Raw genomic sequence first — 13,573 nt, 5'->3', positions numbered from 1 at the left:
CGCGAGCGCTGCCGTCGATCTGCAGCGTTGAGCAGTCTCGTCCGCGCGCTGCCGAAACCGCGGGCGCGTCGGCGCTCATGCACTGGCCTCGATCAGTCCGCCGCGGGCCAGCGCCGGCAGAAGTAGCCGACGAAGACCGTCTGCCGTGTTCAGCGCGCGCCAGCGCCATCTGACCACCTCGATCCCCGCCGCGGCGAAGAGCTCGTGGCGGCGCTTCTCCTCGGCGAGCGCGGCGTTGATCTCCTCGGGTTCGTCTCCGTACTTGGCGCGGCCGTCGAACTCGCCCGTCACAGTGCCCCAATCGAAGTCCGCGTAGAAGAGCTCCTCCTCGATGACGTGCGGAGTCTGCAGGCGCGGCATCGGGAGGCCGGCGGTCAGCATCTGCACCCGCGACAGCGACTCTCCCGCCGACTCACTGCATTCGACCGACAACTCGAGGGCTCGACGAGCCGTAGCACCGCCCCGGCATCGAGCCAGTGATTCCAGGCACTCCTGTAGCTCTGCGAGGGGAATCGGCCCCGGATCATCCGGCTGCGGAAACCTCGGCACCAGCCGGACCGCATCGAACGCACAGACGCCGCGCTCCAGCCCGCCGGACATCGCGATGTCCACCGCGGTCCGACATCGGGAGGTGACGCGCACCCCGTCGACGATCGTGATCTGGTCGGCGGGCAGCGGACGCGCGTGCACGTACTGCTTGCGCCGCTTCCACCCGCCGCTCGTGCGGTCGATCGTGAAGTGGACGTAGTGCCGGTCCGGACGCAGGAACGGGATGCCGTGCAGGACGGCCGCGCTCTCGTGACTGACTACCGCCTCGCAGGTCAGGGCAGCCGCGAGAACCCGATCGCGATCGCGCTCCCACTGCGGGGCTCCGTCGTCGCGTACGCCGTAGACACCATGCGCCAGCCGTTCGACCCCCTCCTCGGCGGCGCGGGCTATCCGGGCGTCGCTCCACCCCATCGCCCTGAGCTGCCGCCGTGTCCACATCTCCCCCATGCGGCCAGTGAACCCCATCGCCGACCTCCGGCTGCGCTCCATCGGGCCACTTTCCACAGGTTCGGGGTTATCCACAGGCGTCGCGCGCCCGCTCTCCGCGCATGCTCGCGCCGCTGCCGAAAGTGCTACCGCCGCTGCCGAATTCCTCCCACGCTGCCGACTACTGGCCGCGATGACGAACTTCGGCAGCACGCTGCCGAAACCGTCCCGGCGAGGCTACGTGGCGTCGGGGTCGAACGGGGGGCGCTCCTCCGGGGTCAGCGGCGTGTGCATCCGCGGCATGGTGGGGACCGGGCCGGCGGGCACTTCGAGCGGAGCCGAGGAAGCCGCGACGGATTCACCGCCGGCACCCTCGACCATCTTGCGCAGGTTGAGCGAGTCCGCGGTGGAACGCACCTGGTCGGTGATCTCGCGGACCACCGAGTCGTCGCCGTTGAGGAGGTGCTTGGTGACGATGGCGGTGGGCGTCATTCCGCGCAGGTTCTGGATCTGCTGGAGGGGCTCGCGGATCGCGTCGAAATCGCCGCCCATCTCGTCCTTGAGCTGCTGCGTGGCGCCGGTGGCGTAGTCGCGCACCTGCCGCAGGGTCGTGAAGAACCAGTTGACCGCCCCGGGAAGCCGCTCCGGCCCCAGGATCACCAGACCCACGACGACCAGCATGAGGATCTCTCCCATGCCGAGATTCGAGAACACCCCGCCATGCTACGGGAGGCTGAGCACCGCGCGCACGGCGCGGCCGCGTCAGCTCAGCGGTTCGGGGGTGACCTTGATCGGGACCCGGCGACCGTCCCGGGCCACCGTCACCGTCGTCTCCTTGCCCACACCGACGGCGCGGATCGCGACGATGAGGTCCGCGGACTCGGCGACCTCCGTGTCACCGACCTTGGTGATGACATCGCCCTCGCGGATGCCCGCCTTGTCGGCGGCGCCGCCCTTCTTGACGTTCTCCACGCGGACGCCGGTCGCGGTGTCGTTGCTGACCTCGCGGCCGTTGACGCCGAGGTCGGCGTGCACCACCTTGTCGCCGCGGATGATCGCCTCGGCGATCGGGAACGCCACATTGGAGGCGATGGCGAAGTTGAGGCCGATCGACCCGCCGCCGGGCGCGAGCCCGAGGGTGTTGACGCCGATCACGCGGCCCTTGAGGTCGAGGAGCGGGCCGCCGGAGTTGCCCGGGTTGATCGAGGCGTCGGTCTGCACGGAGTCGAAGGCCGCGGGCGGGTTGGGCCCGTCCGCGGGCCCCTGGACCGGACGGTGCGTCGCGGACACGACACCGGAGGTGACGGTGCGCCGCAGCCCCAGCGGGGAGCCGATCGCCACGACCTGCTGGCCGGGCAGCAACTGGCCGGAGTCGCCGCGGGAGATCTGCTGCAGGCCGTTGACGGCGACCTTGATCACCGCGACGTCGGTGTTCGGGTCGGTGCCCACGAGCTGCGCGGGGGTGCGGGTGCCGTTCCAGAACACGACCTCGATCTTGGCGTCCTTGTTCGTGGCCGCCGTCTCGATGACGTGATTGTTGGTCATGATGTAGCCGCGCTCGGCGTTGATCACCGAGCCGGAGCCGGTCTCGCCGGTGGTCCGGGTGCGCACCTCGATGGTGACGACGCTGGGGCCCACCTTCGAGACCATCTCGGCGATGGCGCCCTGATCGGTGACCTTCGTGTCGTCGACGGGGAGCGTGACCCGCGAATCGGTCAGCTTCTGGATCGTGGTGCCCGTGATCCGGCCGATCGCACCGCCCAGCAGGCCGATGACCAGGGCGATCACACCCAGCACGACGAGCGCGCGGACGGACACGCGACGGCCGAAGAGCACGTCGCGCACACCCAGCTGCTCCGGGTCGGGTTGCGGGACCGCCCGCGGCGGGGCCTTGACGCCGGGTTCGCCCAGCGCGGCGAGCGACTCGGTGTCGCGCCACGGGTCGGCGGGTTCGGGCTCGGGCTCCGCGTCGAGCGGGCCTGCGTAGGGGTCGCGCTGCAGGGCTTCCGTGCTGCCGACGGGGCGGGAGAACGCTTCGGTGAGCACGGGATCGGGGGCCGTGGCCTGCGGCTGCGGGCGGCCGTCGACCGCGCGGCGCACCGCGTCGGGCGCGAAGGCCCCGTCGACCCCGTCGGGCCGGCCGAAGACCACCTGCTCGCCTTCCGAGACCGAGGGACGATGCGTGGGGCGCGGCTCCAGCCGGGGACGCTGGGCGTCGGAATCGGACGTCACGAGTCGAATCTACCGAGCGTTCCGCCGGCGGCCGCGCTTGTTGCGCGCGTCGCGTCGCGACGACTCGGGCTGGAAGGTGGGGAAGCCCTCGAACGGGGCAGCGTGGCACTCGGTGGGGATCTGGGCGAGCTGGCCCAGGAGCCGGTGCGGGACGGTGATCTCGCCGGACTCGCGGAGCGCGGTGCGGACCTGCCGCTGCGCGTCCACCTCCGAGGCGCAGACGGCGCATTCCGCGATGTGGGTGCCTGCCCGCAGGTGCGCGTTCATGCGGAGCTCGCCGTCGACATAGGCGACGACGGCCTCGTACGCCAGGTGCTCCGTCGACGAGAACTCACCGGGGCGGCGGGCGAACGCGCGCTTGAAACTGCCACTGAGGTGCTCCACGCCGCTCCCCTCCTCTACTCCGGTCAACGGGCCGTCCGGGCCTACCGCCACAGTACCTGCACCACGAGTTCAACGGATCGAGTCACGTTCTCAGTTCCCGACGGTGCCGCGCCGACGTTCAGTACGCGAGCGCCGCGCTGCTGGTCAGGCCTTGGTTGGCCAGTGCCTCGCGGATGGACTTGCGGCCGCGGTGGATGCGCGAGCGCACCGTGCCGAGCTTCACGCCGAGCGTGGTCGCGACCTCCTCGTAGCTCAGGCCCTCGATGTCGGCCAGGACGACGGCGGCGCGGAACTCCGGCGCCAGCGCGTCCAGCGCGGTCTGCAGCTGCGGGCCGAGGTTGGCGTCCGCATAGATCTGCCCGGGGTCCGGGTCGGACGACGGTACGCGCTCGTAGTCCTCCGGCAGCGCCTCCATCCGGATGCGGTTGCGGCGACGGACCATGTCGAGGAAGAGGTTGGTGGTGATGCGGTGCAGCCAGCCCTCGAAAGTGCCGGGCTCGTAGTTCTGCAGGCTGCGGAACACGCGGATGAAGGTCTCCTGCGTGAGATCCTCCGCATCCTGCGCGTTGCCGGAGAGGCGATAGGCGAGGCGGTACACGCGGTCCGCGTGTTCGCGGACGAGCTCGTCCCAGGACGGCATGTCGGAGCGATCACCGGACGCATCGAACGCGGCGGTGCCTGCGGGCTGCGCAGGACGCTCGTCGTCGAACGTGGCGTACGCAGCCGGTGGCTGCGACTCCTGCCGGGGTCCGGCCTTGCGGGCCAGGGCCATGCGCTCCTCCTCGTGCCGCCGCCGAACTGCGGGGCTATTCACCTGACAGAACTCCCGAGGCGACCGTTTTGTTCCCACGATCGACAATCTCGCGGCGGGAGCTCTTCACTGACCGATACCTTTCCCTGCCGCCTTGTGGGGGTGCTGATCCCTCCCTGAGTGTTGGCTGTGCATGCATGGCCTTAGCTAACGATCGCGTCACGGTCCGGTTACCGGTTCGCGACCGGCTAGGCTTCTGGACGTGTCCAGTGCTTCGTTCTCCGCCGCTTCCGCCCTCGTCACCTACGCCGAGAACGCCATCGTCGAGGACGACGCGATGGCGTCGGCCCGCGAACGCGCCGCGGACCTCGGCGTCGACGCGGTGTCGCCGTCCATCGGCGCGCTGCTGTCGGTGTTCGCTGCGGCCGGCGGTGCCAGGTCCGTCGTGGAGGTCGGGACCGGCGCCGGGATCAGCGGCCTCTGGCTGCTCTCCGGCATGCGGCCCGACTCGGTGCTCACCACGATCGATGCGGAGCAGGAGTTCCAGGCGGCCGCGAAGATCGGCTTCCAGCAGGCCGGTGTGGCCGCGAACCGCACCCGCCTCATCAACGGCCACGCCCTGGACGTGCTCCCCCGGCTCGCGGACGCCGCGTACGACCTCATCTTCATCGACGGCGACCCGGTCGATCACCCGCGCTATGTCATCGACGCCGTGCGCCTGCTCCGCCCGGGCGGCGTGGTCGTCGTCAACCTGGGCGACGCGGGCTACCGCGTCCCCGATCCCGACGCCCACGACGACGAGGCCGTCGCCGCCCGCGAGGCCACCCGCATCATCGCCGCCGACGATAACCTGCTGCCCGTCATCCTGCCGCTGGGCGGCGGCCTCGTCGCCGCCGCGAAGGCCTTCGTCCCGGACGAGTAGCCGCGTCGCGTCCGTGATGCCCGACGGTTCGCCGTACTCGCTCGTGTCCTGAGCGTGCGACAGCCGCGCTAGTTTGGCCGCATACTCTGCGCTAGTTTGGCCGCAACATCGCGTCGCGTCCCAGCGTTACCGCTGCACCGCCTTCGCGACGCTGATGCACCGGGTGATCCAGTCCCGCTCCTCGGCGTCGAGGCCGCGCCGCATCCGCTGGGCGTCCTCCACCGCCCAGTGGGCGTTGAGGACCATCCGCACGATCACCCAGTCCCGGGCGCGATCCTCGTCCAGCCCGGCCGCCTCGACCACGGTGTAGAACCGCCGCTGGATGGATTCGCGCAGGTAGCCGGACATCTCGTCCCACCGGTTCCACAGCAACGGCGCCACCTCGTAGTGCGGGTCGCCGGACATCGGCTGCGGATCGATCACGAGCCACGGCTCACGCTCGGCGGCGAGCACGTTCTCGTAGTGCAGGTCGCCGTGGATGATCCGCCCCACGGACTCCGGGTCTTCGACGAACTCCCGTCCCCGGGCCAGGGTCAGGTCGATCAGCCGGGGCGGCACGGGCACGTCCCGACGGTCCGCCTCCAGCGCGTCCAGCCAGCGGGTCAGGTACGCGGTGAGCGGCCGCAGCCGCCCCGGGGCGGGGATGTGCAGCCGCGGGTAGAAACCGGCCACGGTCTCACACGCCTGCAGGTCCCACTCCTCCGTGAGATCACGATCGTCGAGCTTCTCGAGCAGCAGCGCGCGCCGCGCGGGGTCGGCGCGGAACATGCGCACGGCACCGTCGCCGCCCCACGCCTGCAGGGCGAGGTGCTCGTGCTCGACCTCCTCGGCACCGTCGAAGGCGATCTTGAGGACGGCCTCCCCGTCCTGGCTCCGGACGGGGATCACGAGTGAGGTGAAGCCGTACATCGGTGTGCCCGCAGGGGTGAGCCGCCAGTCCGCGAGCACCTCGTCCGCGAGGCGCGGCAGGCGATCGAGCCACGCCGCCCAGTCGGGCCCGAGCCGTCGCTGCGCATCCAGCCCGACGGGGATCTCCACGCCCGCCAGGCTACGGGAGCCGGGCCCCGAACCACCGCCGCGCCGATTCCGGCGCCCACAGCAGGATCGGCACCGCGATCACCGCGACGATGCCGGGCAGCCACGACACGATCAACAGCAGCGCCATCACGGTCGCCATGATCTGCGTACTGCGACGGTTCCCGCGCAGCAGCGCGATGCCGTAGGCCAGCGCGACCGCGCACACCGCGAGCGTCACGACCTGGAAGACCATCCACGGCGTCATCGTGCCCCAGTAGGTCGTGTCGAAGTCGCTCGCGACGCTGTCGTCGATGTCGCGGGCGAAACCGCTGTACACCTGACCGAGCCACGCGATGGCGACGATCATCCAGGCCGTGACCAGCGCGCACAACGACGCGGTAGTGATCAGCACGACCCCCGCCGCCGTGACCACGCCCGGTCGCCCGATCGGCATCGGGCGGGGTGGGTAGGGCATGTAGGGCACGGGCACGTAGAGCGGCGCGGGCGCCACGACCGGTCGTGGCGCCGGCAGCGGCGGACGTTGGGCAGGCGGCCCCGGGATCGGCGTGCGGTTCGGTGGAGGAGCTGGCCTGGGCGCGGCCCCAACCGGCCGGGAGCCCGACGGTGCCGGTCGCCGGCTCGGCGGGTTCGCCTGGGCGCGAGGCGGAAGCGCGGGTGGTCGCACGGGGAGCACCGGGGGCGCGACGATCCGCTCCGTCGCGGGGGCCGACGGCTCGCGACGCGGGAGCCGCATCGCCTGCGGATGCCGCGGCGCCGTCTCGGTGAGCGCCACCGCCTCCGCGGGCACATACGCGCCGACCGCCGGATCGAACCGCATCGTCATCGGCTCGTCGGGCCCATCGGTCGGCTTCTCCACCGGACCAGCTTCGCCGAACTCGCCGAACCGGACAATCGTCCGATCAGACGACAGTTGCGCTAGGACACGCGCACCTTCGACCGCCCGCAACGTCTGCCGGACTACCGCTCCGCGACCTCGTCGGCGTCCGCATCCGCACCCAGCCCCACCGGCCGCATCAACGTCGGATACTTCGGCGGCAGGCCGTCGCCGGTGGAGATGCCGCGCACGCGGCGGGAGATCCACGGGTAGGCGAACTCTCGGCGCCAGCGCTTCTTGATCTCGCGGTCCTCCGCCGCCGAGATCACCGGCTCCGGCCCGAGGTCCGGCACCGAGAGCGTGTGCGGCACCCCCAGCACGTCCAGCACCTCGATCGCCATCCGCAGGTGCCCCGGCGAGGACATGTGGATGCGGTCGAACTCCCACATCCGCAGGTCGCGGTACTCCTTCATCCGCCAGTAGTCGAGCAGGAGAAGTCCACGCTCGGAGGCGATCTCGCGCACCAGCTCGTTGTAGACGGCGAACCGCCCGCGAAGCGCGCCGAAGATCCCGCTGCCGTGCGTATCGGCGGCGGTCCACACCACCACGGTGGCGCCCGACGCCGCCAGCCGCGCGAGCATTGCATCGTAGGCGGAGACCACCGCGTCCACGTCGACCGACGGCCGGATCAAATCGTTCGCGCCCGCGTACACGGTCACCAGATCGGGCGCCAGTTCCAGGCACGGATCCAGCTGCTCGGCGACGATCTGGTCCATCTTCTTGCCGCGGATCGCTAGGTTCGCGTAGCCGAAATCCGATGAGCGCGAGGCCAGTACCTCGGCCACGCGGTCGGACCAGCCCCGATACTCGTGCGTGCCCGTGGGGTCCGGGTCGCCCACGCCCTCGGTGAAGGAGTCCCCGATCGCCACGTACCGCAGGAAGTCAGCCACCTTCGAGCCCCTATACGTCCGTCGAGAACCGCACGCCGCCGTCGGGCAGCTCGACCCCCGGCCACACCCGCGCGCCGTGCAGCAGCTCGCACCGGGCGCCGACGGAGGCACCGTCGCCGATCACGGCCTCGCGGATCCGCGCCCGCGGCCCGATGTGCGCACCGAACCCGATGATCGACCGTTCGACGATCGCGCCGGCCTCGATCCGCACGCCGTCGAAGACCACGGCACCGTCGAGCCTTGCGCCCGCACCGATCTCCGCCCCACGCCCGACGACGGACCCGCCGATCACCAGCGCGCCCGGCGCCACGGAGGCACCGGGGTGGATGAGGCATTCGCCACGGACGCCGTCCAGGGCGGCCGACGGTGCGATGCCCCGCACGAGGTCCGAGCTACCGGCGACGAAGTCCTCGGGCGTGCCCATGTCGCGCCAGTAGCCGTAGTCGACGTGGCCGTAGAGCTTGCGATCGCTGTTGAGCAGCGCGGGGAACACCTCGCGCTCCACGGAGACCGGCCGCCCGGCGGGGATCTCCTCGATCACCGAACGCTTGAAGACGTAGCAGCCGGCGTTGATCTGGTCGGTCGGCGGATCCTGGGTCTTCTCCAGGAACGCGGTGACCCGACCGGAGGCGTCGGTCGGCACGCAGCCGAACGCGCGGGGGTCGGCGACGCGCACGAGGTGCATGGTGACGTCGGCGTCCTTCTCGCGATGCGTGTTCACGACGGCGCGGATATCGCTGCCGCCCAACACGTCACCGTTGAACACCAGCACGTTCTCCGCCTTGAGGGCGGGCAGCACGTTGCGGATGCCGCCGCCGGTGCCCAGCGGCTCCGTCTCGACGACGTACGAGAGCTCCAGTCCCAGTTCGGATCCGTCGCCGAAGTACTCCTCGAAGACCTCCGCCTTGAACGAGGTCCCCAGCACCACGCGGCGGATACCGGCGTCACGGATCCGCGAGAGCAGGTGGGTCAGGAAGGGCTTGCCCGCCGTGGGCAGCATCGGCTTGGGCGCCGACAGGGTGAGCGGCCGTAGACGAGTGCCCTTGCCGCCCACCAGGATCACGGCCTCGACATCACTGAGGTCCACCCCGGCGTCCTGTTGCACCGAACTCATCATTCCCCTTTTCGTCTCCGCGTCGCCGCGAGAACACTGATCCGCGAGCGCGCGGCCAGCCCCACCTTCATCGCCGCGCGCAGGGGCGCGGCCGCCGGACCGGGATGACGGTCGGCGAAGAACCGGTACGCCGAGGCGTGGTGCGCGGGCAGCATGAGCTCCGGCACCTTCCCCGCGGCGTGCCCCTTGGCGTGCACGATCTCCGCGCTCGGGACGTAGACATTGCGCCACCCGGCCCGCGCGAGGCGATCACCGAAGTCCACGTCCTCCATGTACATGAAGTAGCGGTCGTCGAAGCCGCCGATCGCGGCGAAGGCCTCGGGACGCACCAGCAGGCAGGAGCCGCTGAGCCAGCCCGCCTCCCGCTCCGAGAGGTCCGCCTCGGACTGCTGGTACGCGCGGGTCCACGGGTTCGACTTCCACACCGCGCCGAGCAGCGCGTGCCCGATCCCGTACCGCATGCTCGGGACGGCCCGGGCCGACGGGTAGACGGTGCGGTCGGGGTCGCGGATCAACGGACCGAGCGCGCCCGCCTCGGGGTGCCGCGCCGCGGCCGCGATCAGCTCGTCGATCGACCCGGGACCGAACACGACGTCCGGATTGCTGATCAGGAGGAAGTCCGGGAACGGCGCGGTGCCGGCCGCCGCGTCGGCGCGCAGCCGGGCCACCGCAAAGTTGATGGCCCCGCCGTACCCCAGGTTCGCGCCGGTGCGCAGCAGTTCCGCCTCGGCGTGCGCGGCGTCGGCGGCCTCGGGCGCACCGTCGACCGACCCGTTGTCGGCCATGAGCACACGCGGCGCGGCACCGGAGAAGGCGCCGTCGATGCTGGTCAGGAAGTTCTCGAGGTGCTCACCCGGGGAATAGGTGACGGTGACCACCCCGAGCGTCACAGGGGGTGGGGCGATCTCGTCGGAGGTTCCGGGCACGCGCACAGGCTACCGGTCGGTTGCGGGGACGGTGCCCATTGGCCGGGCCCCGGCGCCGCCCAGCGCCCGGTCCAGCGCGTCCTCCCAGTCCGGGAGGGGAGCCAGTCCCCAGGCCGTCCACGCGGCGGGCGAGAGCACGGAGTACGCCGGGCGGGGCGCGGGGCGCGGGAACTCCGCGGACGTGCAGGGCGTGACCCGGGCGGGGTCCGCGCCGACCCGCTCGAACACGCCTCGGGCCAGGTCGAACCAGGTCGCCGCGCCGCCACCCGCCGCGTGCAGCACGCCCCCGGTCCGGCCGGGCCCGGCGGCGAGCAGGTCGGCGAGATCCAGCAGGCCGACGGCGAGGTCGGGGGCGTAGGTGGGCGAGCCCGTCTGGTCGTCGACGACCTTCGGGTCCACGCCACCGTCGGCCAGCCGCCCCATGGTCCCGACGAAGTCCGGGGCCCAGACGGTCCCGCCGTCCGGGCCGGGGATCCGTCCGGTGTACACCCACGCGGTCCGGACCACGACGGTGCGCGGGTCCGCCGCGCGGGCCGCCTCCTCCCCGGCGAGCTTGGTGCGCCCGTACACGCTCGACGGTGCCGTCGGGTCGCCCGGCTCCCAGGCCCGGGGCGGCACGGGTGCGGGCCCGAAGACGTAGTCGGTGGAGACGTGGACGAGCCGGGCGCCGGCGACGGCGCACCGTCGGGCCAACCGACCGGGCGCGAGCGCGTTGAGCGCCCCGGCGGCGTCGGGCTCGGACTCCGCGGCGTCGACGGCCGTGTGCGCCGCGCAGTTGATGACGACGTCGCCGGGCGCGAGATCGAGCCCCGCGACCGACTGTGGCGAGGTCACATCGAGGGCGTCGCGGCCGAGCGCGCGCACCGCGACCCCACGCTCCGCGGCTACCCCGACCAGCGCCGATCCCAACTGGCCGGTTGCGCCGGTGATCACCAGATTCACACTGCGAACGGTACGTGACGGCCGCGCATGGACACGATCCCAGGTCCAGTCGGTACCGTTATGGGGATGTGATCAAGCGGAGCCGAAGCAACCGGCCCGATCCCGGCGACAAGGAGTGGTGGGTGTCCGACAGCCCGAGTCCGCGCGGCGCGCGCCATTCCCGCGGCGCCGACGCGCAGCGTCGGAGCGTCCGCGCGGAGAACGAGGGCGGCACCGACGGTGCGCAGAGCCCGCGGCAGGTGCCCCGCGCCGCCGACCTGTCCGCCGACACCCGCGAGCGTCTCCAGCGCAGTGGCAAGGCCCTGATCGCACTGATCACGGCGATCGTGCTGGTGGTCACCGGCGTGGCCTGGTTCTGGTGGTCCCGGTTCGCGGGCGATATCGAACGCGGCCCGTCGCTCAGCGCCAAACCCGACGGCGCGACCGACATTCTGCTGGTCGGCACCGACTCGCGCACCGACGCGAAGGGCAATCCGCTCTCCAAGCAGGAGCTGGCGCGGCTGAACGCGGGCGTCGACGACGGCACCCTCAACACCGACACGATCATCCTCATCCGCATCCCCAACGACGGGAAGTCGGCCACCGCGATCTCGATCCCCCGCGATGCCTATGTCGCAATCCCCGATCAGGGCAAGGGCAAGATCAACTCGGCCTTCGCGGGCGCCGCGAACGTGACGCGGGACAAGGCGATCGCGAACGGCGACGACGAGAAGACGGCCGTGCAGAAGGGCAACGAGGAGGGGCGCAAGGCGCTGATCGAGACCGTCGCTGACCTGACCGGCGTCTCGGTCGATCGGTACGCGGAGATCGGCCTGGTCGGCTTCTCCCGCCTCACCGACGCCGTGGGCGGCGTCGAGGTGTGCCTGAAGCGACCCGTCAACGACTCCTTCTCCGGCGCCCGGTTCCGGGCCGGCAAGCAGACCCTCAAGGGCCCGCAGGCACTGAGTTTCGTGCGCCAGCGGCACGGTCTGCCGCGCGGCGACCTGGACCGCGTCACCCGACAGCAGGTGTTCATGGCCTCGCTGGCCAGCAAGATCCTCTCCACCGGCACGCTCACCAGCCCCAGCAAGCTCAGCCAGCTCCAGAACGCGCTGACCACCTCCGTCACGCTGGATCAGGACTGGGACGTCATGGGCTTCGCGAAGGAGCTAGCAAACCTCTCGGCGGGCAACATCAAGTTCGCGACGGTCCCCGTCGTCCGCGACGACGGCTGGAGCGACGACGGGCAGCAGTCCGTGGTCGTCGTCGACCCGAAGCAGGTCCAGGCCTACGTGAGCGGCCTCCTCGGGGGCAGCGCGCCGAAGGCCAAGCCGACCACGACCACCACCTCGAGCGCGCCCGCCGTCCCGTCGGTGAACCGCTCGTCGTACACCGTGGACGTGGTCAACGGCGGCTCCACCACGGGCCTCGCGAGCGGCGTATCGAGCTTCCTCGGCAACAAGGGCTTCGCGGAGGGCAAGACCGGCAACGCCTCGACCGCCGAGGCGGGCCTGAGCTCGCGCAGCGCGGTGCTCGCGAGCTCGTCGAACGACCAGGGCGCGAAGGCCGTCGCCGCTCTGCTCGGGGGACTGCCCGTGGTCGCGAGCACCTCGGTGTCGTCGGGCCACGTCAAGGTCCTGCTCCAGGACGGGTACTCGGGTCCGGGCTCGTCGGGGAACTCGGGCTCCTCCGGGTCGGACGCCGCCACGACCACGTCGCTCGCGCCGGGCATGACCGAGGCGCTCGACCCCAGCGAGGCGGCGCGCATCAGCTCGCTGCTCAACCGGCCCGGCTTCACCGCCCAGCAGAACGGAGGCGTCCCGTGCGTGGACTGACGGTCACTGACCGCCTGCTCGTCCCGATCGTCCAGGCCGACGGTGCCGCGCCCCGGTTCACCTGGTACGACGATGCCTCCGGCGCGCGGATGGGCCTCTCGGCGGTGACGCTCGGGAACTGGGCGGCCAAGTGCGGCAACCTGCTCCGCGACCAGTACGGCCTGGGCCCGGGCGATGCCGTCGGCGTGCTGCTGCCGGCGCACTGGCAGACGGCGGGAATCCTGTTCGGCGCGTGGTGGGCCGGGTGCGAGGTCCGCTTCGGCGAGTCCGGCTCGGTCACCTTCTGCGCGCCGGACCGGATCGGTGAGGCCGACGGTGACGAGATCCTCGCCGTGGGCCTCGATGCCTTCGGCATGGCGGTGCCCGACCTGCCGCCCGGCATCGACGACTACACCACCGAGGTGCGCGTGCACCCGGACGCGTTCACCCCCGGCGACGCGGGCACCGCACTCGCCGGCGACTCCCCCGAGATCGTCGTGGCGCGGGCGACGGCCCTGTCCGCCTCCGCCGGCTACGCCGCGGGCGACCGCGTGCTCTCGACGCGGGCGTGGCGCACCGTCGACGACCTGTATGACGGCCTGCTGGCCCCGTTCGCCGCCCCGGCCGCCGTGATCCACGTGTCGAACCCCGACGCCGGCAAGCTCATGGACAAGTTCGCCACGGAGAAGGCCACCGCCCGGGTCGCGTGATGCCCCGGGGCGGTGGCCTCCG

General features: G+C 71.6%; 14 protein-coding genes. 3 read left to right on the top strand and 11 right to left on the bottom strand.

Going from position 1 to position 13,573, the window contains the following annotated elements; genetic code table 11:
* Nucleotides 1-75: 75 nt before the first annotated feature.
* The 5 genes from HF999_RS07775 to sigE form a co-directional block, all read right to left on the bottom strand.
* Nucleotides 76-1,188 carry a type IV toxin-antitoxin system AbiEi family antitoxin domain-containing protein gene (locus tag HF999_RS07775; RefSeq protein WP_312854061.1) on the bottom strand — a complete coding sequence of 371 codons (1,113 nt, stop codon included), beginning with the start codon at nt 1,186-1,188 and terminating at the stop codon, nt 76-78.
* A gap of 24 nt (nt 1,189-1,212) precedes the next feature.
* A complete protein-coding gene (gene tatB / locus HF999_RS07770) occupies nt 1,213-1,689 on the bottom strand; it encodes a Sec-independent protein translocase protein TatB (protein WP_168545321.1) in 477 nt (158 codons plus the stop codon).
* Between the two features lie 48 nt (nt 1,690-1,737).
* On the bottom strand, nt 1,738-3,207 hold the full coding sequence (locus HF999_RS07765) for a S1C family serine protease (RefSeq protein WP_312854060.1): 1,470 nt from the start codon (nt 3,205-3,207) through the stop codon (nt 1,738-1,740).
* Between the two features lie 9 nt (nt 3,208-3,216).
* Nucleotides 3,217-3,591, bottom strand: a complete 375-nt coding sequence (locus HF999_RS22465; protein ID WP_168545320.1) for a hypothetical protein — start codon at nt 3,589-3,591, stop codon at nt 3,217-3,219.
* Between the two features lie 118 nt (nt 3,592-3,709).
* Nucleotides 3,710-4,363, bottom strand: coding sequence for an RNA polymerase sigma factor SigE (gene sigE / locus HF999_RS07755; protein WP_168545319.1), 654 nt, complete (start codon nt 4,361-4,363; stop codon nt 3,710-3,712).
* Nucleotides 4,364-4,604: 241 nt separating this feature from the next.
* Here sigE and HF999_RS07750 point away from each other — a divergent pair, with 241 nt between their 5' ends.
* The gene (locus tag HF999_RS07750; protein WP_312854059.1) at nt 4,605-5,264 is read left to right on the top strand and encodes an O-methyltransferase; all 660 of its coding nucleotides are present in this window, start codon (nt 4,605-4,607) and stop codon (nt 5,262-5,264) included.
* A gap of 126 nt (nt 5,265-5,390) precedes the next feature.
* Here the strand turns inward: HF999_RS07750 and HF999_RS07745 are convergent, their stop codons facing one another.
* The 6 genes from HF999_RS07745 to rfbD form a co-directional block, all read right to left on the bottom strand.
* Entirely contained in the window at nt 5,391-6,302 is a 912-nt protein-coding gene (locus HF999_RS07745; protein ID WP_168545318.1) for an aminoglycoside phosphotransferase family protein, read from the bottom strand.
* Between the two features lie 10 nt (nt 6,303-6,312).
* Nucleotides 6,313-7,158 (bottom strand): hypothetical protein, encoded by an 846-nt coding sequence (locus HF999_RS07740; protein ID WP_168545317.1) that lies wholly within the window; start codon nt 7,156-7,158, stop codon nt 6,313-6,315.
* Nucleotides 7,159-7,259: 101 nt separating this feature from the next.
* On the bottom strand, nt 7,260-8,066 hold the full coding sequence (locus tag HF999_RS07735; RefSeq protein ID WP_168545316.1) for an SGNH/GDSL hydrolase family protein: 807 nt from the start codon (nt 8,064-8,066) through the stop codon (nt 7,260-7,262).
* Nucleotides 8,067-8,076: 10 nt separating this feature from the next.
* The gene (locus tag HF999_RS07730) at nt 8,077-9,180 is read right to left on the bottom strand and encodes a mannose-1-phosphate guanylyltransferase ManB (RefSeq protein WP_168545315.1); all 1,104 of its coding nucleotides are present in this window, start codon (nt 9,178-9,180) and stop codon (nt 8,077-8,079) included.
* The gene (locus tag HF999_RS07725) at nt 9,180-10,106 is read right to left on the bottom strand and encodes a glycosyltransferase (RefSeq protein WP_312854058.1); all 927 of its coding nucleotides are present in this window, start codon (nt 10,104-10,106) and stop codon (nt 9,180-9,182) included. The genes HF999_RS07730 and HF999_RS07725 overlap by 1 nt, the downstream gene beginning before the upstream one ends.
* Before the next feature lie 9 nt (nt 10,107-10,115).
* Nucleotides 10,116-11,048, bottom strand: coding sequence for a dTDP-4-dehydrorhamnose reductase (gene rfbD, locus HF999_RS07720; protein WP_312854057.1), 933 nt, complete (start codon nt 11,046-11,048; stop codon nt 10,116-10,118).
* 122 nt (nt 11,049-11,170) lie between these two features.
* Between rfbD and HF999_RS07715 the strand changes: the two genes are divergently transcribed.
* Both HF999_RS07715 and HF999_RS07710 read left to right on the top strand, forming a co-directional pair.
* A complete protein-coding gene (locus HF999_RS07715) occupies nt 11,171-12,862 on the top strand; it encodes an LCP family protein (protein WP_168545314.1) in 1,692 nt (563 codons plus the stop codon).
* Nucleotides 12,850-13,551, top strand: coding sequence for a TIGR03089 family protein (locus HF999_RS07710; RefSeq protein WP_168545313.1), 702 nt, complete (start codon nt 12,850-12,852; stop codon nt 13,549-13,551). The genes HF999_RS07715 and HF999_RS07710 overlap by 13 nt, the downstream gene beginning before the upstream one ends.
* Nucleotides 13,552-13,573: the final 22 nt, after the last annotated feature.

Origin of the sequence: Tsukamurella spumae (assembly GCF_012396015.1) — a bacterium.
In the GTDB taxonomy this organism is placed as follows: domain Bacteria; phylum Actinomycetota; class Actinomycetes; order Mycobacteriales; family Mycobacteriaceae; genus Tsukamurella; species Tsukamurella spumae.
The sequence above is the reverse complement of the archived record's forward strand: the minus strand, read 5'-3'. Positions and strand labels throughout refer to the sequence as shown.

What these genes read in the sequence shown, in the direction of transcription:
- sigE (WP_168545319.1), bottom strand. Translation starts at nt 4,363, where the DNA reads ATGGCCCTGGCCCGCAAGGCCGGACCCCGGCAGGAGTCGCAGCCACCG.
- HF999_RS07730 (WP_168545315.1), bottom strand. Translation starts at nt 9,180, where the DNA reads ATGAGTTCGGTGCAACAGGACGCCGGGGTGGACCTCAGTGATGTCGAG.